The organism is Achromobacter sp. HNDS-1 (genome assembly GCF_040084795.1).
In the GTDB taxonomy this organism is placed as follows: Bacteria; Pseudomonadota; Gammaproteobacteria; order Burkholderiales; family Burkholderiaceae_B; genus Achromobacter; species Achromobacter ruhlandii.
Genome location: NZ_CP157584.1, coordinates 4538955 through 4562834 on the forward strand (window position 1 = coordinate 4538955; position 23880 = coordinate 4562834).

General features: G+C 64.7%; 19 protein-coding genes. 17 read left to right on the forward strand and 2 right to left on the reverse strand.

Annotated features, from left to right (window positions below; all coding sequences use genetic code 11):
• Positions 1 to 416: 416 nt before the first annotated feature.
• The 17 genes from ABFG95_RS20985 to ABFG95_RS21065 all read left to right on the forward strand — a co-directional run bounded on the left by ABFG95_RS20985 (position 417) and on the right by ABFG95_RS21065 (position 19439).
• Positions 417 to 1529, forward strand: coding sequence for a porin (locus ABFG95_RS20985; protein ID WP_100507206.1), 1113 nt, complete (start codon positions 417 to 419; stop codon positions 1527 to 1529).
• Positions 1530 to 1955: 426 nt separating this feature from the next.
• A complete protein-coding gene (locus ABFG95_RS20990; protein WP_006217959.1) occupies positions 1956 to 2315 on the forward strand; it encodes an NADH-quinone oxidoreductase subunit A in 360 nt (119 codons plus the stop codon).
• Between the two features lie 42 nt (positions 2316 to 2357).
• Entirely contained in the window at positions 2358 to 2834 is a 477-nt protein-coding gene (locus ABFG95_RS20995; RefSeq protein ID WP_006217960.1) for an NADH-quinone oxidoreductase subunit B, read from the forward strand.
• A gap of 82 nt (positions 2835 to 2916) precedes the next feature.
• Positions 2917 to 3543 carry an NADH-quinone oxidoreductase subunit C gene (locus tag ABFG95_RS21000; protein ID WP_049072038.1) on the forward strand — a complete coding sequence of 209 codons (627 nt, stop codon included), beginning with the start codon at positions 2917 to 2919 and terminating at the stop codon, positions 3541 to 3543.
• A gap of 3 nt (positions 3544 to 3546) precedes the next feature.
• Complete coding sequence (locus ABFG95_RS21005) at positions 3547 to 4803, forward strand: NADH-quinone oxidoreductase subunit D (RefSeq protein ID WP_049072040.1); 1257 nt, start codon at positions 3547 to 3549, stop codon at positions 4801 to 4803.
• Between the two features lie 48 nt (positions 4804 to 4851).
• Positions 4852 to 5346: an NADH-quinone oxidoreductase subunit NuoE gene (gene nuoE, locus ABFG95_RS21010; RefSeq protein ID WP_006389212.1), complete on the forward strand. Its 495-nt coding sequence runs from the start codon at positions 4852 to 4854 to the stop codon at positions 5344 to 5346.
• Complete coding sequence (nuoF, locus tag ABFG95_RS21015) at positions 5343 to 6710, forward strand: NADH-quinone oxidoreductase subunit NuoF (RefSeq protein WP_006393405.1); 1368 nt, start codon at positions 5343 to 5345, stop codon at positions 6708 to 6710. The genes nuoE and nuoF overlap by 4 nt, the downstream gene beginning before the upstream one ends.
• 15 nt (positions 6711 to 6725) lie before the next feature.
• Entirely contained in the window at positions 6726 to 9053 is a 2328-nt protein-coding gene (nuoG, locus tag ABFG95_RS21020) for an NADH-quinone oxidoreductase subunit NuoG (RefSeq protein WP_054419747.1), read from the forward strand.
• Complete coding sequence (nuoH, locus tag ABFG95_RS21025) at positions 9053 to 10126, forward strand: NADH-quinone oxidoreductase subunit NuoH (protein WP_049072044.1); 1074 nt, start codon at positions 9053 to 9055, stop codon at positions 10124 to 10126. Before nuoG ends, nuoH begins: the two co-directional genes overlap by 1 nt.
• 21 nt (positions 10127 to 10147) lie before the next feature.
• On the forward strand, positions 10148 to 10636 hold the full coding sequence (nuoI, locus tag ABFG95_RS21030; RefSeq protein ID WP_006389216.1) for an NADH-quinone oxidoreductase subunit NuoI: 489 nt from the start codon (positions 10148 to 10150) through the stop codon (positions 10634 to 10636).
• A gap of 17 nt (positions 10637 to 10653) precedes the next feature.
• Positions 10654 to 11295: an NADH-quinone oxidoreductase subunit J gene (locus ABFG95_RS21035; protein ID WP_049072046.1), complete on the forward strand. Its 642-nt coding sequence runs from the start codon at positions 10654 to 10656 to the stop codon at positions 11293 to 11295.
• Entirely contained in the window at positions 11292 to 11600 is a 309-nt protein-coding gene (nuoK, locus tag ABFG95_RS21040) for an NADH-quinone oxidoreductase subunit NuoK (RefSeq protein ID WP_006217969.1), read from the forward strand. Before ABFG95_RS21035 ends, nuoK begins: the two co-directional genes overlap by 4 nt.
• 17 nt (positions 11601 to 11617) lie before the next feature.
• Entirely contained in the window at positions 11618 to 13660 is a 2043-nt protein-coding gene (gene nuoL / locus ABFG95_RS21045) for an NADH-quinone oxidoreductase subunit L (protein WP_049072048.1), read from the forward strand.
• Entirely contained in the window at positions 13657 to 15159 is a 1503-nt protein-coding gene (locus ABFG95_RS21050) for an NADH-quinone oxidoreductase subunit M (protein WP_059269506.1), read from the forward strand. Before nuoL ends, ABFG95_RS21050 begins: the two co-directional genes overlap by 4 nt.
• Positions 15160 to 15168: 9 nt before the next feature.
• Positions 15169 to 16653 carry an NADH-quinone oxidoreductase subunit NuoN gene (gene nuoN, locus ABFG95_RS21055; RefSeq protein WP_049072054.1) on the forward strand — a complete coding sequence of 495 codons (1485 nt, stop codon included), beginning with the start codon at positions 15169 to 15171 and terminating at the stop codon, positions 16651 to 16653.
• Positions 16654 to 16665: 12 nt separating this feature from the next.
• Positions 16666 to 16995: a DUF2818 family protein gene (locus tag ABFG95_RS21060; protein WP_049072056.1), complete on the forward strand. Its 330-nt coding sequence runs from the start codon at positions 16666 to 16668 to the stop codon at positions 16993 to 16995.
• Positions 16996 to 17189: 194 nt separating this feature from the next.
• Positions 17190 to 19439, forward strand: coding sequence for a TonB-dependent siderophore receptor (locus ABFG95_RS21065; protein WP_348994898.1), 2250 nt, complete (start codon positions 17190 to 17192; stop codon positions 19437 to 19439).
• Between the two features lie 66 nt (positions 19440 to 19505).
• On the opposite strand, the gene serB is transcribed toward ABFG95_RS21065, so the two are convergent.
• Positions 19506 to 20363 (reverse strand): phosphoserine phosphatase SerB, encoded by an 858-nt coding sequence (serB, locus tag ABFG95_RS21070; RefSeq protein WP_063581987.1) that lies wholly within the window; start codon positions 20361 to 20363, stop codon positions 19506 to 19508.
• Between the two features lie 23 nt (positions 20364 to 20386).
• Positions 20387 to 23851 (reverse strand): transcription-repair coupling factor, encoded by a 3465-nt coding sequence (gene mfd, locus ABFG95_RS21075; RefSeq protein WP_063584801.1) that lies wholly within the window; start codon positions 23849 to 23851, stop codon positions 20387 to 20389.
• Between the last annotated feature and the right edge of the window lie 29 nt (positions 23852 to 23880).

Genomic DNA, 23880 nt, shown 5'->3' on the forward strand with positions numbered 1-23880 from the left:
TTGCGAAATAATATCGCTGCTTTATTTAAATAACAACGTTATCCAGGCTGACCGGGTCAACGTGGGGAAGGGCGTCCGGACAGGCTCGGGAGCAGCCTCGTCGAGGAGGTTATTCAGTCTGGAAAGGCATATGAAAGAAACCCGGCGCCATCCCTTCAATTATTAGGGCCAGGGCTGAAAGTCGCATGGATACGTGGTCATTCGCAAAACGCAGGGTTAGCCCTATGGGGAGTTGGTCTGATGTTGCAATATCCCAACATGGCTGTCGCAAACCTGCACTTTTCTGGTGTCGACCATAGCCAGCCCCCCTGATTTTTGATGCAATAGCGTCAACTTCCCTTCGCGGAGTTAGGGGGGCGGCAGGCTGGTTTGCTGGATTGCTGCTCTTGTCACTCAAATCAACGGAGATTTCTTAAATGAAAAAGACTCTGCTCGCTGCCGCCCTGCTCGCCGGTTTCGCCGGTGTCGCCCAGGCAGAAACGTCTGTCACCCTGTACGGCATCATCGACACGGGCCTCGGCTACAACAAGATCAGCGGTGGTACCGACGCTCAGAACGGTAGCAAGTTCGGCATGATCAACGGCGTCCAGAACGGTTCGCGCTGGGGTCTGCGTGGTTCGGAAGATCTGGGTGACGGCCTGCGCGCTGTTTTCCAACTGGAATCGGGCTTTGATTCGGGTAACGGCACGTCGGCCCAAGGTGGTCGTCTGTTCGGCCGTCAAGCCACCGTCGGTCTGGCCAGCGACAGCTGGGGTCAACTGGACTTCGGTCGTCAAACCAACATCGCCTCGAAGTACTTCGGTTCGATCGACCCGTTCGGCGCTGGTTTCGGCCAAGCTAACATCGGTATGGGCCTGAGCGCCACGAACACCGTCCGCTACGACAACATGGTCCTGTACCAAACCCCGTCGTTCAGCGGCTTCCAGTTCGGCGTCGGCTACTCGTTCAACGCCAACGACACCAACGCCGCTCAAACCGGCTTCCGCACCGCTGACAACACCCGCGCCATCACGACCGGCCTGCGTTACGTCAACGGCCCGCTGAACGTCGCTCTGTCGTTCGACCAACTGAACGCCTCGAACAAGCTGGCCCAAGGTCAAATTGACGCCACCCCGCGTCAATACACCATCGGCGGTTCGTACGACTTCGAAGTCGTGAAGCTGGCTCTGGCCTACGCTCGCACGACCGACGGCTGGTTCGGTAGCCAAGACGTCAAGACCTCGGCCGGCACCGTCGGCTTCGGCACCAACGCCTTCGCTGATGGCTTCAAGGCCAACTCGTACCTGGTCGGCCTGTCGGCCCCGATCGGCGGCGCTTCGAGCCTGTTCGGTTCGTGGCAGCGCGTTTCGGCCAGCGGCACGCAGCTGACCGGCGACGACGCCACGATGAACGTGTTCAACCTGGGCTACACCTACGACCTGTCCAAGCGTACCAACCTGTACGCCTACGGTTCGTACGCCAAGAACTACGCCTTCATCGATGGTCTGAAGTCGACCGCCGTTGGCCTGGGCATCCGTCACCGCTTCTAATCGAAAGCAGGGCGCAAGTCCTGCCTAGATTTACGCAGTGCATGAGCGGGCCTCGGCTCGCTCATATAAGCCACCCTCAGGGGTGGCTTTTTTTATTTGGGATGTGTCTGTTTTCTTGATGCTGGGAATTTGGTCGCCATGTCAGGCGTGCTTGTCCGGCGATGTTCGTGGCAGGTTCTCCGCGCGATTTATTGAATGGTCTTGCGGTGGCAATCGGGGCGGATATGGCCGCTGTGTGGGCGTTTTTGCGCCTGGCGCGCATGCTTGATGAGCTGTTGCGGTAAGCTGCTCACTCCCCGTCAAAGACTGCGATTGTTCCATCAGAGAAATGCAGTCTTTCACCCGCTGTTCACGCTACAGAGTTCAGCCGGAAGTAACCGCGCGAATGCTACAATCCTAAGGTTTGCGCATTTGACGGACGCCTGAATGAACCTGCAACAGTATTTCCCCGTCCTGCTGTTTATCGTAGTGGCCACCCTTATCGGGTTCGCGCTTCTGACGGCCGGCTCCCTCCTTGGCCCGCGGCGTCCCTACGCCGAGAAGCTATCCCCCTATGAGTGCGGCTTCGAAGCATTCGAAGACGCGCGCATGAAGTTTGACGTGCGCTACTACCTGGTGGCGATTCTGTTCATTCTTTTCGACCTGGAAATCGCGTTCCTGTTCCCGTGGGCCATCGCCCAAGGTACGGTCGGGCTCGTCGGCTTCTGGACGGTCATGGTTTTCCTCGCCGTGTTGACCGTCGGCTTCATCTACGAATGGAAAAAGGGCGCGCTGGACTGGGAATAACCCGCCGGGTTATTTCATCACCGCACGCTATCAGAGACGAATATGGCTATAGACGGCATTCTCAAGCAAGGGTTCATCACAACCAGCGCCGACAAGTTCCTTAACTGGGCGAAAACCGGCTCCATGTGGCCCATGACCTTCGGCCTGGCCTGTTGCGCGGTCGAGATGATGCACGCGGGCGCGGCCCGCTACGACCTGGACCAGTTCGGCATCATCTTCCGCCCCAGCCCGCGCCAGTCCGATCTGATGATCGTCGCCGGCACGCTGTGCAACAAGATGGCGCCGGCGCTGCGCAAGGTCTACGACCAGATGCCCGAACCGCGTTGGGTGGTGTCGATGGGCTCCTGTGCCAACGGTGGCGGTTACTACCACTACTCGTATTCCGTGGTGCGCGGCTGCGATCGCATCGTACCGGTAGACGTCTACGTGCCGGGCTGCCCGCCCACGGCCGAGGCGCTGGTCTACGGCTTGCTGCAGATGCAGAACAAGATCCGTCTGACCAACACGATTGCGCGCTGAGTTTGCGCTCCGGTCCGCGGCCGCCGCAAACGCCGCCGCAGGACCCCGCGAAACAGCGTATCGGTTCACCTAAGCGTACAAGATGATGACCAGGCTCGAAACCCTGAAAAACAATTTGCAGACCACCCTCGGCGCGGACATCGCGCTGACCGAGGCGCTGGGCGAGCTGACGCTCGAAGTGCCCGCGGAGCAGTGGTTCTCCGTCTGCAACAAGCTGCGCACCGAAGCCGGCCTGCGCTTCGAAATCTGTATCGACCTCTGTGGCGTCGACTACCTCACCTGGGGCAACGGCACGCGCCAGCTGCCCGAGGAAACCAACGCCAAGGTGCACCGCGCGCGTTTCGCCGTGGTCGCGCACCTGCTGTCGGTCGAGAACAACTGGCGCCTGCGCGTGCGCACCTGGGCGCCGGACGACGAGTTCCCGATGGTCGCCTCGCTGATGGAATGCTGGCCGGCCGTGGGCTGGTTCGAGCGCGAGGCGTTCGACCTGTACGGCATCGTCTTCGAAGGCCACCCGGACCTGCGCCGCATCCTGACCGACTACGGCTTCATCGGCCACCCGTTCCGCAAGGACTTCCCGCTCTCCGGCACCGTCGAAATGCGCTACGACCCGGAACAGAAGCGCGTCATTTACCAGCCCGTCACGATCGACCCGCGCGAGATCACGCCGCGCGTGGTGCGCGAAGACACCTACGGCTTGGGACGTTGAATCATGGCAGAAATCAAGAACTACACGCTCAACTTCGGCCCGCAGCACCCGGCCGCCCACGGCGTGCTGCGCCTGGTGCTCGAGCTGGACGGCGAAGTCATCCAGCGCGCCGACCCGCACATCGGCCTGCTGCACCGCGCCACTGAAAAGCTGGCCGAGCACAAGACCTACATCCAGGCGCTGCCCTACATGGACCGCCTGGACTACGTGTCCATGATGTGCAACGAGCACGCCTACGTCATGGCCATCGAGAAGCTGCTGGGCGTCGAAGCCCCGCTGCGCGCGCAATACATCCGCGTCATGTTCGACGAGATCACGCGCCTCCTGAACCACCTGATGTCGCTGGGTTCGCACGCGCTCGACGTGGGCGCCATGGCCGTGTTCCTGTATGCCTTCCGTGAACGCGAAGACCTGATGGACTGCTATGAAGCGGTCTCGGGCGCCCGCATGCACGCGGCCTACTATCGTCCGGGCGGCGTCTACCGCGACCTGCCGGACACCATGCCGCAGTACGGCGACACCAGCAAGTATCGCGGCGAGAAGGAAGTGCGCGCCATGAACGACGCGCGTTCGGGCTCGCTGCTGGACTTCATCGAAGACTTCACCAACCGCTTCCCCGCCTGCGTCGACGAGTACGAAACCCTGCTCACCGACAACCGCATCTGGAAGCAGCGCCTGGTCGGCATCGGCGTGGTCGATCCCGACCGCGCCAAGGCGCTGGGTTTCACCGGCCCGATGCTGCGTGGCTCGGGCGTGGCCTGGGACCTGCGCAAGATGCAGCCCTACGAAGTCTACGACCTGCTCGATTTCGACATCCCCGTCGGCGTCAACGGCGACTGCTACGACCGCTACCTGGTCCGCATCGCCGAAATGCGCGAGAGCAACCGCATCATCCGCCAGTGCGTGGAATGGCTGCGCAACAACCCGGGCCCGGTCATGATCGAGAACCACAAGATCGCCCCGCCCAAGCGCACCGCCATGAAGACCAACATGGAAGAGCTGATCCATCACTTCAAGCTCTTCACCGAAGGTTTCCACGTGCCCCCGGGTGAAGCGTTCGCCTCGGTGGAGCACCCCAAGGGCGAGTTCGGCATCTACCTGGTGTCGGACGGTGCCAACAAGCCGTACCGCCTGAAGATTCGGGCCCCCGGCTTCGCCCACCTGCAATCGCTGGACGAAATGTCGCGCGGTCACATGATCGCCGACGCCGTCACCATCATTGGTACGCAGGACATCGTTTTCGGCGAGATCGATCGCTGATCCGCCCAGAACCGTCACGAGCACGCCCGCATAACCCGGATTCAAACTATGCTGCTTTCCGAACAGGCCTACCAGAAAATCGACCGAGAACTCGCCAAGTTCCCGGCCGACCAGCGGCAGTCCGCCATCATGGCCTCTCTTGCCATCGCGCAGGAAGAGAAGGGCTGGTTGGCTACCGACATCATCGAAGATGTGGCCAACTACATCGGCGTCCCGCCCATCGCGGTCCAGGAAGTCGCCACCTTCTACAACATGTTCGACGTCAAGCCCGTCGGCAAGACCAAGATCGCGGTCTGCACCAACCTGCCCTGTGCCTTGCGCGACGGCGAACGCGCCGGCGACTACCTCAAGCGCAAGCTGGGCGTGGACTACCGCGAAACCACCGCTGACGGCCAGTTCACCCTGGTCGAGGGCGAGTGCATGGGCGCCTGCGGCGATTCCCCCGTGCTGATCGTGAACAACAAGCATATGTGCGTGCGCATGACCGAAGAGAAGCTGGACGCGCTGGTCGCGGCCCTCAAGGCGCAAGGAGAGTCGGCATGAACGCGCCCGACATCTACAAGCAGTTCGCGCAGGGCCTGGAGCCCAATCCGCTGAACGACCTGTCCAACTCGATGTGCCTGCACGGCCGCCACATCAAGCCGCAGATCATGGCCGACGTCGACGGCGCCAACTGGCGCCTGGCTGACTACGTCAAGCGCGGCGGCTACGAAGCCCTGCGCAAGATCCTCACCACCGGCATGAAGCCGGAAGACGTCATCGCCGAAGTCAAAGCGTCGGGCCTACGCGGCCGCGGCGGCGCGGGCTTCCCGACCGGCCTGAAGTGGAGCTTCATGCCGCGCGCCTTCCCGGGCCAGAAGTACCTCGTCTGCAACTCGGACGAAGGCGAGCCCGGCACGTTCAAGGATCGCGACATCCTGCGCTTCAACCCGCACATCGTGATCGAAGGCATGGCGATCGCCGCCTACGCGATGGGCATCAGCGTCGGCTACAACTACATCCACGGTGAAATCTTCGAAGTCTACGAGCGCTTCGAAGAGGCCCTGGAAGAGGCGCGCGCCGCCGGCTTCCTGGGCGACAAGATCCTGGGTTCGGAATTCAACTTCCAGCTGCACGCGTTCCACGGCTACGGCGCCTACATCTGTGGCGAGGAAACCGCGCTGCTGGAATCGCTGGAAGGCAAGAAGGGCCAGCCGCGCTTCAAGCCGCCGTTCCCGGCCAGCTTCGGCCTGTACGGCAAGCCCACCACCATCAACAACACCGAAACCTTCGCGGCGGTGCCCTGGATCATCCGCAACAGCGGCCAGGCCTACCTCGAAGTCGGCAAGCCCAACAACGGCGGCACCAAGCTGTTCTCGATCACCGGCGACGTCGAGCGTCCCGGCAACTACGAGATCCCGCTGGGCACCCCGTTCTCGACCCTGCTGGAACTGGCGGGCGGCATGCGCGGCGGCAAGAAGCTCAAGGCCGTGATCCCCGGCGGTTCGAGCGCCCCGGTGCTGCCGGCCGACATCATGATGGAAACCACGATGGACTACGACGCCATCGCCAAGGCGGGTTCCATGCTGGGTTCGGGCGCGGTGATCGTCATGGACGAGACGCGCTGCATGGTCAAGTCGCTGCTGCGCCTGTCGTATTTCTATTTCGAGGAAAGCTGCGGCCAGTGCACGCCGTGCCGCGAAGGCACCGGCTGGCTGTACCGCATGGTGCATCGCATCGAAAACGGCCACGGCCGTCCGGAAGATCTGGACATGCTGGACAACGTGGCCGGCAACATCATGGGCCGCACCATCTGCGCCCTGGGTGACGCCGCCGCCATGCCCGTGCGTGGCTTCCTCAAGCATTTTCGCGACGAATTCGCGCACCACATCGAGCACAAGTCGTGTGTGGTTCCGCAATATCTGTAGGTCTCAGGAACAGCAATGGTTGAACTAACCGTCGACGGCAATACGGTAGAAGTGCCCGAGGGCAGCATGGTGATGCATGCGGCCCAGAAAGTCGGGCTTTACGTGCCGCATTTCTGCTACCACAAGAAACTGTCCATCGCGGCCAACTGCCGCATGTGCCTGGTCGAAGTGGAAAAGGCGCCCAAGGCGCTGCCCGCCTGCGCCACCCCCGTGACGAACGGCATGGTCGTGCACACCTGCTCCGAGAAGGCTCGCGCCGCTCAGAAGTCGGTGATGGAATTCTTGCTCATCAATCACCCGCTCGACTGCCCGATCTGCGATCAGGGCGGCGAATGCCAGCTGCAGGACCTGGCCGTGGGCTACGGCGGCTCTTCCTCGCGTTACCAGGAAGAAAAGCGCGTGGTGTTCCACAAGGACCTGGGCCCGCTGGTTTCCGCCGAGGAAATGAGCCGCTGCATCCACTGCACCCGCTGCGTGCGCTTCGGCCAGGAAATCGCCGGCGTCATGGAACTGGGCATGCTGGGCCGTGGCGAGCACTCCGAGATCACCTCGTTCGTGGGTCGCTCGATCGAGTCCGAGCTCTCGGGCAACATGATCGACATCTGTCCGGTGGGCGCGCTGACCTCCAAGCCCTTCCGCTACAGCGCCCGCACCTGGGAACTGGCCCGTCGCCGTTCGGTCAGCCCGCACGACAGCCTGGGCGCCAACCTGGTGGTCCAGGTCAAGGGCGACCGCGTGATGCGCGTGGTGCCGTTCGAAGACGAAGCCATCAACGAATGCTGGATCAGCGACCGCGACCGCTTCTCGTACGAAGGCCTGAACAGCGAAGACCGCCTGTCCGCCCCGATGATCAAGGGCGCCGACGGCAAGTGGCAGGAAGCCTCCTGGGCCGACGCCCTGGCCGCCGTGGCCCAAGGCCTGTCGCGCGTGCGTGACAGCTTCGGCGCCGGCCAGATCGGCGCCCTGGCGTCCGAATACGCCACCACCGAGGAATACGCGCTGCTGGGCCGCCTGGTCCGCGCGCTGGGTTCCGAGAACATCGATTTCCGCCTGCGCCAGACCGACCCGGCCTTCGACGCCGCGCTGACCGGCGCGCCGTGGCTGGGCATGCCGATCGCCGAACTCGACAACCTGGACCGCGTCCTGGTGGTCGGCTCGTTCCTGCGCAAGGACCACCCGCTGATGGCCCAGCGCCTGCGCCAGGCCGCCAAGCGCGGCACGCAGATCCTGATGGTCGACAGCGCCGCCGACGATCCCCTGATGCCGGTCGCCGGCCGCCTCACCGTGGCCCCGTCCGAGCTGCCGCGCGCCCTGGCCGAAGTGGCCGTGGCCCTGGCGCAAGCCAAGCAAGCCGCGGTGCCGGCCGAGTTCGCCTCGGTCACCCCGGGCGAGAACGCCAAGATCATCGCCGCCAGCCTGGCGTCGGGCGCCAACACCGCCGTGCTGATGGGCAACCTGGCCGTGGCCAGCGCCCAGGCCTCGACCCTGGCCGCCAACGGCCGCGCCGTGGCCGACCTGGCCGGCGGCAAGTTCGGTTTCCTGACCTCCGGCGGCAACACCGTCGGCGGTTACCTGGCCGGCGCCATCCCGGGCAAGGGCGGCAAGAACGCCGCCGCCATGCTGGCCGAGCCGCTCAAGGCCTACGTGGTGCTGCACGCCGAGCCGCTGCTGGATGCCGATAACGGCCAGCAAGCCATCGCCGCGCTGCGCGGCGCGCAATTCGCCGTGGCCCTGACGCCTTACCGTTCGGCCGCGGCCGAATGGGCCGACGTCATGCTGCCGGTGGCGCCGTTCACCGAAACCTCGGGCACCTTCGTCAACGCCCAGGGCCTGGCCCAGAGCTTCAAGGGCACGGTCGCGCCGTTCGGCCAGACCCGTCCGGCCTGGAAGGTCCTGCGCGTGCTGGGCAACGTCCTGCACCTGGCCGGCTTCGATGATGAAACCTCCGAGTCCGTGCGCGATGCCGCGCTGGCCGGCGGCGTCGAAGGCCGCCTGTCCAACGACATCAAGGCCCCGTTGGGCCTGGGCCAGCCCCTGACCGGGCTGGAGCGCGTCGCCGACGTGCCGATCTACCGTACCGACGCCATGGTGCGCCGCTCGGAGCCGCTGCAGGCCGCGCCGGCCTCGAAGCTGCCCGCCGCGCGCATGAACGGCAACACGCTGACCAGCCTCGGCCTGACGGCCGGCGTCAAGGTGCGCGTGACGGGCGGGCAGGGCGCTGTCGAGCTCGAAACCGTGCAGGACGACGCCGTGGCCGATCGCGCCGTGCGCATCGCCGCAGCCTTTGAAAATACCGCAGCCCTGGGTGGCGCATTTGGTCAACTCAGCGTGGAGCGTGCCTGATGGAATGGCTCAATGTTCTTGAAAGCCACGGAACGGCATTGCTCGGTCCGACGGTCTGGATGGTTCTCTGGACGATCATCAAGATCGTGGTCATCGCCGTGCCCATCATCCTGTGCGTCGCCTACCTGACGTACTGGGAGCGCAAGATGATCGGCGCCATGCACGTGCGCATGGGCCCGAACCGCGTCGGTTTCAAGGGGCTGCTGCAGCCGTTCGCCGACGTGTTCAAGCTGCTGACCAAGGAAGTCGTGGTCCCCAGCCAGGCCAACAAGGTGCTGTTCATCGTGGCCCCCGTGGTCACGCTGATGCCGGCGCTGGCCGCCTGGGCGGTGGTGCCGTTCGGTCCCGACGTGGTCCTGGCCAACGTCAACGCCGGCCTGCTGTACATCATGGCCATCACGTCGATCGGCGTGTACGGCGTGATCGTCGCCGGCTGGGCCTCGAACTCGAAGTACGCGTTCCTGGGCGCGCTGCGCGCCTCGGCCCAGATGCTGTCGTATGAACTGGCCATCGGCTTCGTGCTGGTGACGGTGCTGCTGGTGTCCGGCAGCCTGAACATGTCCGAGATCGTGCATGTGCAGAACCGCGGCTGGTTCGCCGACAAGGGTCTGACGTTCCTGTCCTGGAACTGGCTGCCGCTCTTGCCGCTGTTCGTGATCTACGTGATCTCGGCCGTGGCCGAAACCAACCGCCACCCGTTCGACGTGGTGGAAGGCGAATCGGAAATCGTGGCCGGCCACATGGTCGAATACTCGGGCATGGCCTTCGCGCTGTTCTTCCTGGGCGAATACGCCAACATGATCCTGCTGTCGTGCATGGCGTCGATCATGTTCCTGGGCGGCTGGGCTTCGCCGATCGACATCGCGCCGCTGACCTGGATCCCGGGTTGGATCTGGCTCGGTCTCAAGACGTTCGTCGTGGTTTCGTTGTTCGTGTGGTTCCGTGCGTCGTTCCCGCGTTACCGCTACGACCAGATCATGCGTTTGGGCTGGAAGATCTTCATCCCGCTGACCGGCGTTTGGCTGGTCGTTGTGGCGATCTGGATGCAGACGCCCTGGAACATTTGGCGCTAAGCCGCCAGGCAGAGGCAGGATATGGAAGCGATCAAAGATTTCTTCGGCAGCTTGATGCTGGCCGAACTGCTCAAGGGCATGCGCCTGACGGGCAAGTATTTCTTCAAGCGCAAGGTCACCTTGCGCTACCCGCAGGAAAAGACGCCGACCTCGGCGCGATTCCGCGGCCTGCACGCGCTGCGCCGCTACCCCAATGGGGAAGAGCGCTGCATCGCGTGCAAACTGTGTGAAGCCGTGTGCCCCGCGCTGGCCATCACCATCGAGTCGGACCAGCGTGACGACGGCACCCGCCGCACCACGCGCTACGACATCGACCTGACCAAGTGCATTTTCTGCGGCTTCTGTGAGGAAAGCTGCCCCGTGGACTCGATCGTGGAAACGCACATCCACGAATACCACGGTGAAAAGCGCGGCGACCTGTATTTCACCAAAGACATGCTGCTCGCCGTGGGCGACCGCTACGAAGCCGAAATCGCCCGCCGCCGGGCCGAAGACGCTCCCTACCGTTGAGCCCAGGGTCCTGATCCATGACTTTTACCACTGTCCTGTTTTACATACTGGCCGCCGTGCTGGTGATCGCGGCGTTCCGCGTGATCACCGCGCGCAGCCCGGTCACCGCCGTCCTGCACCTGATCCTGGCGTTCGCCAACGCGGCTATGCTGTGGATGCTGCTGGGCGCCGAGTTCCTCGCGCTGCTGCTGGTGCTGGTGTACGTGGGCGCCGTGATGGTGCTGTTCCTGTTCGTCGTCATGATGCTGGACATCCGCATGGATGCCCTGCGCCAGGGCATGAAGACCTACCTGCCGCTGGGCCTGGTGATCGGCCTGGTGATGGTGCTGGAAATGGCCTTCGTGCTGGGCTCGACCTGGTACGGCTCGGGCCCGCAAGCCCCGGTCGCCGGCGACTACAACAACGCCCGCGCGCTCGGTGAAGCGATGTACACGCACTACATCTACGCCATCGAAGTCGGCGCCGCGCTGCTGCTGGTCGGCATGGTCGCCGCCATCGCGCTGACCCTGCGCCGCCGCCGCGACGTGAAGTACAACGACCCGGTCGCCGCGGTTCGCGTGCGCGCCAAGGACCGCTTCCGCATGGTGAGCATGCCCGCCCAGAGCGAGCGCGCCCAGGCCCAGAACGGCACCGCCGCGCCCCAAGGAGAAAAACAATGACGCTGACGCTGGCCCATTATCTGATCCTGGGGGCGATCCTGTTCGCCATCGGGATCTTCGGCATCTTCCTGAACCGCCGCAACCTGATCATTCTGCTGATGTCCATCGAGCTGGTGCTCCTGGCCGTCAACATGAACTTCGTGGCGTTCTCCAGCTGGTTCGGCGACACCGCCGGCCAGGTGTTCGTGTTCTTCATCCTGACCGTGGCCGCCGCCGAAGCGGCGATCGGCCTGGCCATCCTGGTGCTGCTGTTCCGCAACCTGAACACGATCAACGTTGACGAACTCGATCGCCTGAAGGGCTGACGGGGTATTGGAAGAAAATGTCTAGCTCACCCAATCTCTACCTGCTCATCGCGCTGGCGCCGCTGGCCGGAGCAATCCTCGCGGGCCTTTTCGGCACCGGGTTCCTGGGCCGTCCGATCGGCCGCCGCGCCTCGCACGTCATCACCATCCTGGGCGTGCTCATCTCCGCCATCGGTTCGGTGGTGGTACTGGGCGACGTGCTCAACGGCCTGCGCTTTGATGGCGCGGTCTACACCTGGAGCCTGATCGGCCAGACCAAGCTGGAAATCGGCTTCCTGATCGATCCGCTGTCGGCCATGATGATGGTCGTGGTGACCTCGGTGTCGCTGATGGTGCACATCTACACCATCGGCTACATGGCCGACGATCCCGGCTACCAGCGCTTCTTCTCGTACATCTCGCTGTTCACGTTCTCCATGCTGATGCTGGTGATGTCGAACAACATGGTGCAGCTGTTCTTCGGCTGGGAAGCGGTGGGCCTGGTCTCGTACCTGCTGATCGGTTTCTGGTACACCCGCCCGACCGCGATCTTCGCCAACATGAAGGCGTTCCTGATCAACCGCGTCGGCGACTTCGGTTTCGTCCTCGGCATCGGCCTGCTGTTCGCCTACGCCGGCACCATGCACTACGGTGAAGTGTTCGCCCAGGCCGACAAGCTGTCCAAGCTGACGCTGCCCGGTTCGGACTGGATGCTGCTGACCGTGGCCTGCATCTGCCTGTTCATCGGCGCCATGGGCAAGTCGGCGCAGGTTCCCCTGCACGCCTGGCTGCCCGACTCGATGGAAGGCCCGACCCCGATCTCCGCGCTGATCCACGCCGCCACCATGGTGACGGCCGGCATCTTCATGGTCGCGCGCTTCTCGCCGCTGTTCGAGCTGTCGGACACCGCGCTGTCGTTCATCATCGTGATCGGCGCCATCGGCGCGCTGTTCCTGGGCATCCTGGGCATCATCCAGAACGACATCAAGCGCGTGGTGGCGTATTCGACGCTGTCGCAGCTGGGCTACATGACCGTCGCGCTGGGCGCCTCGGCCTACTCGGTGGCGATCTTCCACCTGATGACGCACGCGTTCTTCAAGGCGCTGCTGTTCCTGGGCGCGGGCTCGGTCATCATCGGCATGCATCACGACCAGGACATCCGCAACATGGGCGGCCTGCGCAAGTACATGCCCATCACCTGGATCACCTTCCTCCTGGGCACGCTGGCCCTGGTTGGCACGCCGTTCTTCTCGGGTTTCTACTCGAAGGAACACATCATCGAGGCCGCCGGCGCCGCCCACGTCTGGGGCGCCAGCTTCGCCTACTACGCCACGCTGATCGGCGTGTTCGTGACCTCGCTGTACTCGTTCCGCGTGTACTTCCTGGTCTTCCATGGCAAGGAACGCTTCGACACCAGCGACCACGGTCATGGCCACGGCCACGACGCGCACGGCCATGACGACCACGGTCACGACGACCATGGCCACGGCCACCACGGTGGCAAGCCGCACGAGTCGCCCTGGGTCGTGACCCTGCCGCTGATCCTGCTGGCGATCCCGTCGGTGCTGATCGGCGCCTGGGCGGTGGATCCGATGCTGTTCGGCAAGTTCTTCAACGGCGTGATCACGGTGCTGCCACAGCATCCGGCCATGCACGAACTGCACGAAGAGTGGCACGGCTGGGTCGCCTTCGGCCTGCACGCCTTCCAGACCCTGCCGTTCTGGCTGGTCGTGGCCGGCGCGGTCATCGCCTGGTACTGCTACCTGATCAACCCGAAGGTCCCGGCCGCGATCAAGTCGAGCCTGTCGGGCGTGAACAAGGTGCTTGAGAACAAGTACTACGTCGACTGGGTCAACGAGCAGATCATCGCCCGCGGCCTGCGCTGCCTGGGCCGTGGCCTGTGGCAGACCGGCGACCGCGGCATCATCGACGGCCTGCTGATCAACGGCAGCGCCCGCGTGGTGGGCTGGGTGTCGGCGATCAGCCGCCACCTGCAGTCCGGCTTCATCTATCACTACGCGTTCGCGATGATCATCGGCATCATGGCGCTGGTGACTTTCTTTGTGCTGATTCCCCAATGATGGCAAGCGAGATGGCATCCAACACTTTCCCCTGGCTTACGCTTGCGATCTTTGTCCCGATCGTATTCGGCCTGCTGGTGCTGGCGGTGGGCCGTGACGACCGTCCCGGCCTGACGCGCGGCCTGTCGCTGATCGGCTCGATCGCCGGCTTCCTCGTCACGATCCCGCTGTACACCGGGTTCGACTCCAAGACGGCTGCCATGCAGTTCGTCGAGAAGACCTCCTGGATCGAAGCCTTCAACGTCAACTACCACCTGGGCGTGGACGGCATTTCGCTGTGGTTCGTGCTCCTGACCGCGTTCATCACCATCATCGTGGTGCTGGCCGGCTGGGAAGTCATCACCAGCCGCGTGTCCCAGTACATGGCCGCCTTCCTGATCCTGTCGGGTCTGATGGTGGGCGTGTTCTGCGCGCTGGACGGCATGCTGTTCTACGTGTTCTTCGAAGCCACGCTGATCCCGATGTACATCATCATCGGCGTCTGGGGCGGACCGAACCGGGTGTACGCGGCCTTCAAGTTCTTCCTCTACACCCTGATGGGCTCGCTGCTGACGCTGGTGGCCTTCGTCTACCTGTGGAACGCCTCGGGCGGTTCGTTCGACATCCTGACCTGGCAGCAGACCAAGCTGGGCTACACCCCGCAGATCCTGATCTTCGTGGCGCTGCTGGCGGCCTTCGCCGTCAAGGTGCCGATGTGGCCGGTGCACACCTGGCTGCCGGACGCCCACGTCGAGGCGCCCACGGGCGGCTCCATCGTGCTGGCCGCGATCATGCTGAAGCTGGGCGCCTACGGTTTCCTGCGCTTCTCGCTGCCGATCGCGCCCGACGCCTCGCACAGCCTGGCCGGCCTGATGATCACGCTGTCGCTGATCGCCGTGATCTACATCGGCCTGGTGGCGATCGTGCAGGACGACATGAAGAAGCTGGTGGCCTATTCGTCGGTCGCCCACATGGGCTTCGTCACCCTGGGTTTCTTCATCTTCAACACGGCCGGCGTCGAAGGCGCCATCGTGCAGATGATCTCCCACGGCTTCGTCTCGGGCGCCATGTTCATGTGTATCGGCGTGCTCTACGACCGCATGCACTCGCGCCGCATCGCCGACTACGGCGGCGTGGTCAACGTGATGCCGCGCTTCGCCACGTTCTTCATCCTGTTCTCGATGGCCAACAGCGGCCTGCCGGCCACCAGCGGTTTCGTCGGCGAGTTCATGGTGATCATGGGCGCGGTCGAGCACAACTTCTGGATCGGCCTGCTGGCGGCCACCGCGCTGATCCTGGGCGCTTCGTATTCGCTGTGGATGGTCAAGCGCGTGGTCCTGGGCGATATCGCCAATGATCATGTGCGCGAGCTGACCGATATCAACCGCCGCGAATTCGTGATTCTTGGCGTGATGGCGATCGCCGTGCTGTACATGGGGATCTATCCCAAGCCCTTCACCGACGTGATGCACGTGTCGGTCGAGGCCCTGCTGCAACACGTTGCCGTCTCGAAACTGTAAGACAAGACAATGATGCAATCCCAAATCGATTTCGCCCTGGCGACACCGGAAATCCTCCTGCTGGTTTTCGGCCTGGCTATCCTGCTCGTCGACGCGGTCAGCAATCACCCCGAGCGCAAGCCGACGTTCCTGCTGACCATGCTGGCGCTGGGCGTGCTGACCGTGGTGTCGGCGCTGCAGTGGAAGAACGGCGTCACGGGTTCGACCTTCAACGGCCTGTACGTCACCGACGAGCTGTCGCACCTGCTCAAGATCGCCTCGTACATCGCGGTGGCGGTGACGCTGGTCTACGGCCGCGTCTACGCCCAGCTGCGCGACATGATGCGCGGCGGCGAACTGTACGTGCTGACGCTGTTCGCCCTGCTGGGCCAGATGGTGATGATCTCGTCGGGCAACCTGATCTCGATCTACCTGGGCCTGGAGCTGATGTCGCTGGCGCTGTACGCGCTGATCGCGCTGCGTCGCGACAACGTCGTCGCCACCGAAGCCGCCATGAAGTATTTCGTGCTGGGCGCGCTGGCCTCGGGCTTCCTGCTGTACGGCATGTCGATGGTCTACGGCGCCACCGGTCATCTCGACCTGGCCGAAGTCTCCAAGGTCATCGCCGCCGGCAAGGCCGAGAAGCTGGCCCTGGTGTTCGGCATCGTGTTCCTGGTTTCGGGCCTGGCGTTCAAGCTCGGCGCCGTGCCGTTCCACATGTGGGTGCCCGACGTCTACCAGGGTTCGCCGACCGCGGTCACGCTGATCCTGGGCGGCGCGCCCAAGCTGGCGGCCTTCGCCATCACGCTGCGCCTGCTGGTCGACGGCCTGCACGGCCTGGCGGCCGACTGGCAGCCGATGCTGATGATCCTGGCGGTGCTGTCGCTGGCCATCGGCAACCTGACCGCCATCGCGCAGACCAACTTCAAGCGCATGCTGGCCTACTCGACCATCTCGCACATGGGCTTCGTGCTGCTGGGCCTGATGTCGGGCTCGGTGGTCGGCAAACCGGAACTGGCCTCGTCCGCCTACGGCGCGTCGCTGTTCTACATGCTGACCTACGTGCTGACCACGCTGGCCAGCTTCGGCATCGTGCTGCTGCTGTCGCGCCAGGGTTTCGAGTGCGAGCACATCGACGACCTGAAGGGCCTGAACCGCCGCAGCCCGTGGCATGCCGCCATCGTGCTGCTGCTGATGTTCTCGCTGGCCGGCATCCCGCCGCTGGTGGGCTTCTACGCCAAGCTGGCGGTGCTGCAGGCGCTGGTCAGCGCCGGCCACGTCACGCTGGCGGTGGTCGCGGTGGTGTTCTCGCTGATCGGCGCGTTCTACTACCTGCGCGTGGTCAAGGTCGTGTACTTCGACGAGCCGGCGGCCGATGCCGCGCCGATGGCGGCCACCTGCGGCCAGCGCGGCGTGCTGTCGGTCAACGGCCTGCTGATCCTGGTGCTGGGCCTGTTGCCGGGCGGCCTGATGGCCCTGTGCGTGCAGGCCATCCGCAGCTCGCTCAGCCTGTAAGCGAAGCGGGACATGAACCAGACCCTGGCGGTATGGCTCCTGATCGCGCTGGCCCTGGTCAGCGCGAACCTGCCCTTCCTGACGGAGCGCGTGTTCGCCGTGCTGCCGTGGAAGCAGGGTGGGGCCGAAGCCGTCAAGCCGTTCTGGATGCGCCTGGTCGAAGTGCTGGTGTTCTACCTGATCGTGGGCGCCCTGGGCTTCACGTTCGAGTCCGCGCTGGGCAACCGCTTCGCGCAGACCTGGGAGTTTTACGCCATCACCTTGAGCCTGTACCTGGTGCTGGCCTATCCCGGTTTCGTGTATCGCTATCTGTTCAAGCGGCATCCCCGCCTGCGGACCTGAACCGGCCGCCCCACGCACCGCATAAATGCCCCGCAAGGGGCGTTTTGTTTTGAGGTCGCGTCATCGCCGATTGCGGATTCTGTGGTCAAACGCCATCAAGTCACGGCATCGTTGCGTTATCGCGTCCGATTTCACTGGCGTGGCCGAACCCGATCAACTTTCACGTACAGAATCGCAGGCTGTCATAAACAGGAATGGTTTCCATTCCCGTCCTGGAGAGCCTCATCTTGAAACTCGAAGATTCGTACGCGCTGAATTCATTGGCCGGATCGCTGGCCGCCGCGGTGGCGGTGCCCGCGCTGTTCATCAGTCCTTATGCAATGGCGCAATCGGGCGCCGGCCACGTTCCGCAGCTGGCGCCGGTGCAGGTGGAAGGCGAAAGCTCGCCCTACCAGCCCGACAGCGTCCAGTCCTCCAAGATGACCGCGCCGCTGGTGGACACGCCGCGTTCGGTGCAGGTGGTGCCCAAGCAGGTCATGTCCGACCAGTCCGCGACATCGTTGCAGGATGTGCTGCAGAATTCGCCGGGCATCACCTTCGCCGCAGGGGAGGGCGGACGCGCTGGCGGCGACCTGCCCATCATTCGCGGCCAGAACGCCGCCAGCAGCCTGTTCCTGGATGGCGTGCGCGACGTCAGCATGCAGGCGCGCGATACCTTCAACCTGGAGCAGGTGGAGATCATCAAGGGCCCGGATTCGGTCTACGCCGGCCGTGGCGGCGCGGGCGGCAGCATCAATCTCGTCAGCAAGGCGCCCAAGGCCAAGGATGCGATCGAGGCCACTGGCCAGATCGGCACCGATCACAACTATCGCGGCACCCTGGACAGCAACTGGCGGCTGGGCGAAAAATCGGCGTTTCGCCTGAATGTCATGGGCGCCAAGGGCGACGTGCCGGGCCGCGACAAAGCGGTGAACTTCGAGCGCTGGGGCGTGGCACCGTCGCTGACGCTGGGCATGGGCACGCCGACCCGCATCACGCTGAGCTACTACCACTATCAGAACGACAGCATGCCGGACTACTCCATTCCCTACGACCCGCAGTCGGGTCTGCCGGCCACGGAAACGCTTGGTGTCAGTCGTCACAACTTCTACGGACTCGCCGGCCGCGATTACATGAAGACGCGCGATGGCACGGCCACCGTCGACTTCCAGCATGATTTCTCCGACAGCCTCAAGCTGCGCAACGTGGCGCGGTATGGCCGGGAAACCGCCGATTACCTCGCCACCCAACCCGACCTCACGCTCGCGAACCTGCCCGCCGGGATCGTCAACCGGCCGGCCTATGGTCGCTACTACACCACCCACGCATTCGCGAATCAGACCGACCTGAGCGGCGAATTCCTGACGGGGGTTGTCAAGCATGGGTTCGACCTTGGCTTCGAATACACCAGTGTCAAGCAGACCATGGCCTATACCAACGACCAGGTGCTGGCCTCCGATGGCGTGACCAAGTGCCCGGCCGATCTGACGCAGACGTCGCTGTACGACCCCGATCCGAACGTGGCCTATCCCTGCCGCACCGTCCTCAGTTGGCCGGCGCCCTATGCCACGGACACCCTGGCGCTGTACGGCTTCGATACGCTCAAATTCAGCGAGCAATGGCAGGCCAGTGTCGGCCTGCGCTGGGACAACTATCGCACCAGCGGCCATGACCGAAAGGAGAACAGCTACAGCCGCTCCGACAACCTGTTGAACTACCAGTTGGGCGTGGCTTACAAGCCCGTGCCGCAAGGCACGATCTACGCCTCCTTTGGCACTTCGTCGACGCCCTCCGCGGCCTCGGGTGCCACAGCATCCGACATCCTGCGGAAAAGCTCCGATGAGGAGGCGGCGCCGGAACAGAGCCGCTCGGTCGAGGCGGGCGTCAAATGGCTGGTGTTCGATGAGCGCCTGACGCTCTCCGGCGCGGTTTTCCAGGACACCCGAAAGCACACCAACATCGAGGTGATGCCCAACGAATACGAGCAGGCGGGCGAAACGCGCGTGCGCGGGCTCGAACTGGGCTTCTCCGGCGCCATCACACCCGCCTGGAACGTTTATGGCGGCTACACCTTCCTGAACAGCAAGCTCATCCGCGGCGGGCGCAAGGATAGCGGCTCCGAGGGCCAGGTCTTGCCGAACACGCCGCGCAACGCATTCAGCCTGTGGTCTTCCTACAAGGTGCTGCCTGCTCTGACGCTGGGCGGTGGCGCCTACTATGTCAGCAAGGTCTATGGCAACACGGATGCGGGCGTCGATGCCAGCGGTGCGCCCAAGGCGCGCTGGGTGCCTTCGTATTGGCGCTTCGACGCGATGGCCAAATATAAATTCAGCCCTCGTCTTTCACTACAGCTGAACGTGCTGAACGTGTTTGACACGACCTACTACACCCGGGCCAGGCCGAAGAACCACGCCGCGCTTGGCACGGGCAGGGCAGCGCTGCTGTCAGTGAGAATGCGCTACTGATCGACGCTGGCAGACAGGAAAGCCACCTTCGCGGTGGCTTTCCCGGGTGGCGCGGCTGTGCGGCGATCAGCCTTCGAACCAGTTCAGCACGCCGTCCAGGCCCGAGACGTTCAGCGCGTAGCGCGTCTGCTGCCGCACCAGCGGCTTGGCGTGGTACGCCACCGGGAAGCCGGCGGCGCCCAGCATCTTCAGGTCGTTGGCGCCGTCGCCCATGGCGATGACCTGCTCCTTGGTCGCGCCGTGGGTGCGGGCGAACTCGCGCAGGTAGACGGCCTTGGCGTCGGCGTCCAGGATGTCGCCCAGCACGCGGCCGGTCAGCACGCCGTTGTCGATCTCCAGCGTGTTGGCGTGGGCGCTGTCCAGCTTCAGGCGTTCGCGCAGGCGGTCGGTGAAGAAGGTGAAGCCGCCCGACACCAGCAGCACCTTGATGCCGGCCGCCTGGGCGGTGGTGATCAACCGTTCGGCGCCCGGGTTCAGGCGCAGCTTCTCGGTGTAGACCTGTTCCAGGGCTTCGGCCGGCACGTCCTTGAGCAGCGCCACGCGGCGGCGCAGGCTTTCAGCGAAGTCCTTGATCTCGCCGCGCATCGCGGCCTCGGTGATCTCCGAGACCTTGTCCTTGACGCCGGCCACGCCGGCGATCTCGTCGATGCACTCGATGTTGATGAGCGTCGAGTCCATGTCCATCGCCAGCACCTTGCAGTGCGACAGCTTCAGGCCGGCAGGCACGAAGGCGGTGTCGACGCCATGGCGTTCGGCCCAGGCCACCACGTCGGCGCGGGTGGCATCGTCGTGCTGCACGTCAAGCAGACGGGCCGCGGTGGCGCTGATGCGGGCCACGCCCTGCGCCTGCGCGAGCGCGGCGATCTGTTCGGCGTGTTCGACCGTCAGGCCGGGGGATTGGACGACGAGGTGATGGATAGTCATAAAAATGCGAAGGTCGGGGCGGGTTACTTCAAGGCGCGCAGCACGGCGCGCACGGCGTCGGCGCGGGCCGGGATCTGCGCGGCCTTGATCTCAACCCGCAATTTATCCTGTCCTGCGAGTTTGATGTGGCGTTGCCGCTGCACCAGTTCGATGATTTTCGCCGGATCGACGCTGGTCTTGGGGCCGAACTGCAGCAGCGCCTGGGTTTCGCTGGCGTCGATCTTGACGATGCCCAGCGGTTGCGCGGCCAGGCGCAGGCGGTGCGTGGTCAGCAGCGTCTGCGCCGCTTCGGGCAGCTTGCCGAAGCGGTCGATCAGTTCTTCCTGGATCTGGATCAGGTCGTCCTCGTCGGCGGCGTGGGCCAGGCGCTTGTAGACGCTCAGGCGCGCATGCACGTCCGCGCAGTAGTCGGACGGCAGCAGCGCCGGCGCATGCAGGTTGACCTCGCAGGCCAGGTTGAAGGGGGCGTCCAGGTCCGGCTCTTCGCCGGCGCGCAGGGCGCGCACCGCTTCGTTCAGCATCTCGTTGTACATCGAGAAGCCGACTTCCTGGATGTTGCCGGACTGCGAATCGCCCAGCACTTCGCCGGTGCCGCGGATCTCCAGGTCGTGCATGGCCAGGTAGAAGCCTGATCCCAGTTCCTCCATGGCCTGGATCGCCTCCAGCCGCTTCTTGGCGTTGCTGGTGATGGCGTCCTCGCCCGGCGTCAGCAGGTAGGCGTAGGCCTGGTGGTGCGAGCGACCGACGCGGCCGCGCAGCTGGTGCAGCTGCGCCAGGCCGAAGCGGTCGGCGCGGTGGATCACGATGGTGTTGGCGCTGGGCACGTCGATGCCGGTTTCGATGATGGTGGTGCACAACAGCACGTTGTAGCGCTGCTGGTAGAAGCCCTTCATCACCTGTTCCAGGTCGCGCTCGGGCATCTGGCCGTGGGCCACCGCGATGCGGGCCTCGGGCACCAGCTCTTCGAGACGGGCGCGGCGGTTGTGGATGGTCTCGACCTCGTTGTGCAGGAAGTAGCACTGGCCGCCGCGCTTGAGCTCGCGCAGCAGCGCCTCGCGCAGCGTGCTGCCGTCCTCGCGCCGCACGAACGTCTTGATCGCCAGGCGCTTTTGCGGCGCGGTGGCGATGACCGAGAAATCGCGGATGCCTTCGAGCGACATGCCGAGCGTGCGCGGGATCGGCGTGGCGGTAAGGGTCAGCACGTCGACCTCGGCGCGCAGCGCCTTGAGCGCCTCCTTCTGGCGCACGCCGAAGCGGTGTTCCTCATCGATGATGACCAGCCCGAGGCGCTTGAACTTCACGTCCTTGGACAGGATCTTGTGGGTGCCGATGACGATGTCGACGCGGCCGTCGTTGATGCCCTCGATGGCCGCGGACACTTCCTTGGCCGAGCGGAAACGCGACAGTTCCACCACCCGCACCGGCCAGTCGGCGAAGCGGTCGGAGAAGGTCTGGGCGTGCTGTTCGGCCAGCAGCGTGGTGGGGCAGAGCAGGGCGACCTGCTTGCCGTTGGCCACGGCCAGGAACGCGGCGCGCAGCGCCACCTCGGTCTTGCCGAAGCCGACGTCGCCGCACACCAGACGGTCCATCGGCCGGCCCGAGGTCATGTCGGCGATCACGGCCTCGATGGCGGCGGCCTGATCGGCGGTTTCCTCGAAACCGAAGCCCTCGGCGAAGGCCTGGTAGTCGTTGAGCGGCAGGTTGAAGGCGAAGCCCTCGCGCGCGGCGCGCTGGGCATACAGCGCCAGCAGTTCGGCGGCGGTGTCGCGCACCTGCTTGGCGGCCTTGCGGCGCGCCTTGTCCCACTGGCCCGAGCCGAGCTGGTGCAGCGGCGCGGCTTCCGGATCGGCGCCGCTGTAGCGGGCGATCACGTGCAGTTGCGACACCGGCACATACAGCGTGCTGCCATTGGCGTATTCGAGATGCAGGAACTCCATCTCGCCTTCGCCCATGTCCATGTTGACCAGGCCGTGGTAGCGGCCGATGCCGTGCTGCGCGTGCACCACGGGGTCGCCGGCGCGCAGTTCGGACAGGTCGCGCACCATCGCTTCGACGTTGCTGGCGCGTTCCTGGTCGCGCTTGCCGCGCCGGCCGGTGCTGGCCAGCCCCGGATAGAGGTCGTTCTCGGTCAGGAAGGCCAGGTTGGCCTGCGGCAACTCGAAGCCGGTGGCCAGGGGCGCGGCGACGATGCCGAAGTGGGCGTCTGAAGCCAGGAAGGCTTCGATGCTGTCCGGCTGCGCGTCGGGGGTGACGCCGAACTCGTTCAGCATTTGCACCAGCGTCTCGCGGCGGCCGGCCGAGTCGGCGCACAGCAGCACACGGCCTTGCGGCTTGCCGACATGCGTGCGCAACTTGGCGATCGGGTCTTCGGCGCGGCGCGCCACGCTCACGTCTGGCGCGGCGCGGAAGTCGGGATGGGGCTGGCCCGCGGCCAGCGCCAGGCGGCGGAAATCCTTCAGGCGGGCGTACAGCGTCTGCTCATCCAGGAACAGCGCCGACGGCGGCAGCACCGGACGCTCGCGGTCGCTTTTCAGGAAGCCGTAGCGGCTGCCGGTGTCCTGGTGAAAGCGCATCATGGCGTCGTCGATGTCGCCGACGGTGACGGTGATGGCGTTGTCGGCCAGGTAGTCGAACAGCGTCGCGGTCTCGTCGAAGAACAGCGGCAGGTAGTACTCGACCCCGGCGAAGGGGATGCCGTTGCCGATGTCCTTGTAGGGAAGGGCGCGCGACGGGTCGCCTTCGAACACTTCGCGGAAACGCGCGCGGAAGCGATTACGCGAATCCTCGTCCATGGGGAATTCGCGGCCCGGCAGTAGCTGAACCTCGCGCACCGGATACAGGCTGCGCTGGGTGTCGACGTCGAAGCTGCGAATGGTCTCGATCTCGTCGTCGAACAGGTCCAGCCGGTAGGGCAGCGCCGATCCCATCGGGAACAGGTCGATCAGGCCGCCGCGCAGACAGAACTCGCCGGGCGCGGTGACCTGCGTGACGTGGTTGTAGTTGGCCAGCGTCAGCTGTGCGCGCAGCGCCGCCTCGTTGAGCTTGTCCTTCTGCTTGAAGGAAAAGGTGTAGGCCGCCAGGAACGACGGCGGCGCCAGCCGGTACAGCGCCGTGGTGACCGGCACCGTCAGCACGTCCACCGTCTTCATCATCAGCGAGTGCAGGGTGTGCAGGCGCTCGGAGATCAGATCCTGGTGCGGCGAGAAGGCGTCGTACGGCAGCGTTTCCCAGTCGGGCAGCTGGCGCACGCGCAGGCCGGGCGCGAACAGCGCGATTTCCTCGGCCAGGCGCTGCGCTTCCAGCGGCTCGGCGGTCAGCACCACCAGCGGCGCGCCGGCCTGCCGCGCCAGGTCGGCCAGCAGCCAGGCGTCGCCCGAGCCGGGCGGGCGCGGTTGCGCATAACGCGTGCCGGGCTTGAGCGCGGCGAGAGTGGGGGCGGTCGCGGGAACGGGCGGCGCTGCCGTGGCGGAGGAGGTGGGAGCGGGCATCAGGCTGGGAGCAGGCATCAAGCGGAAGA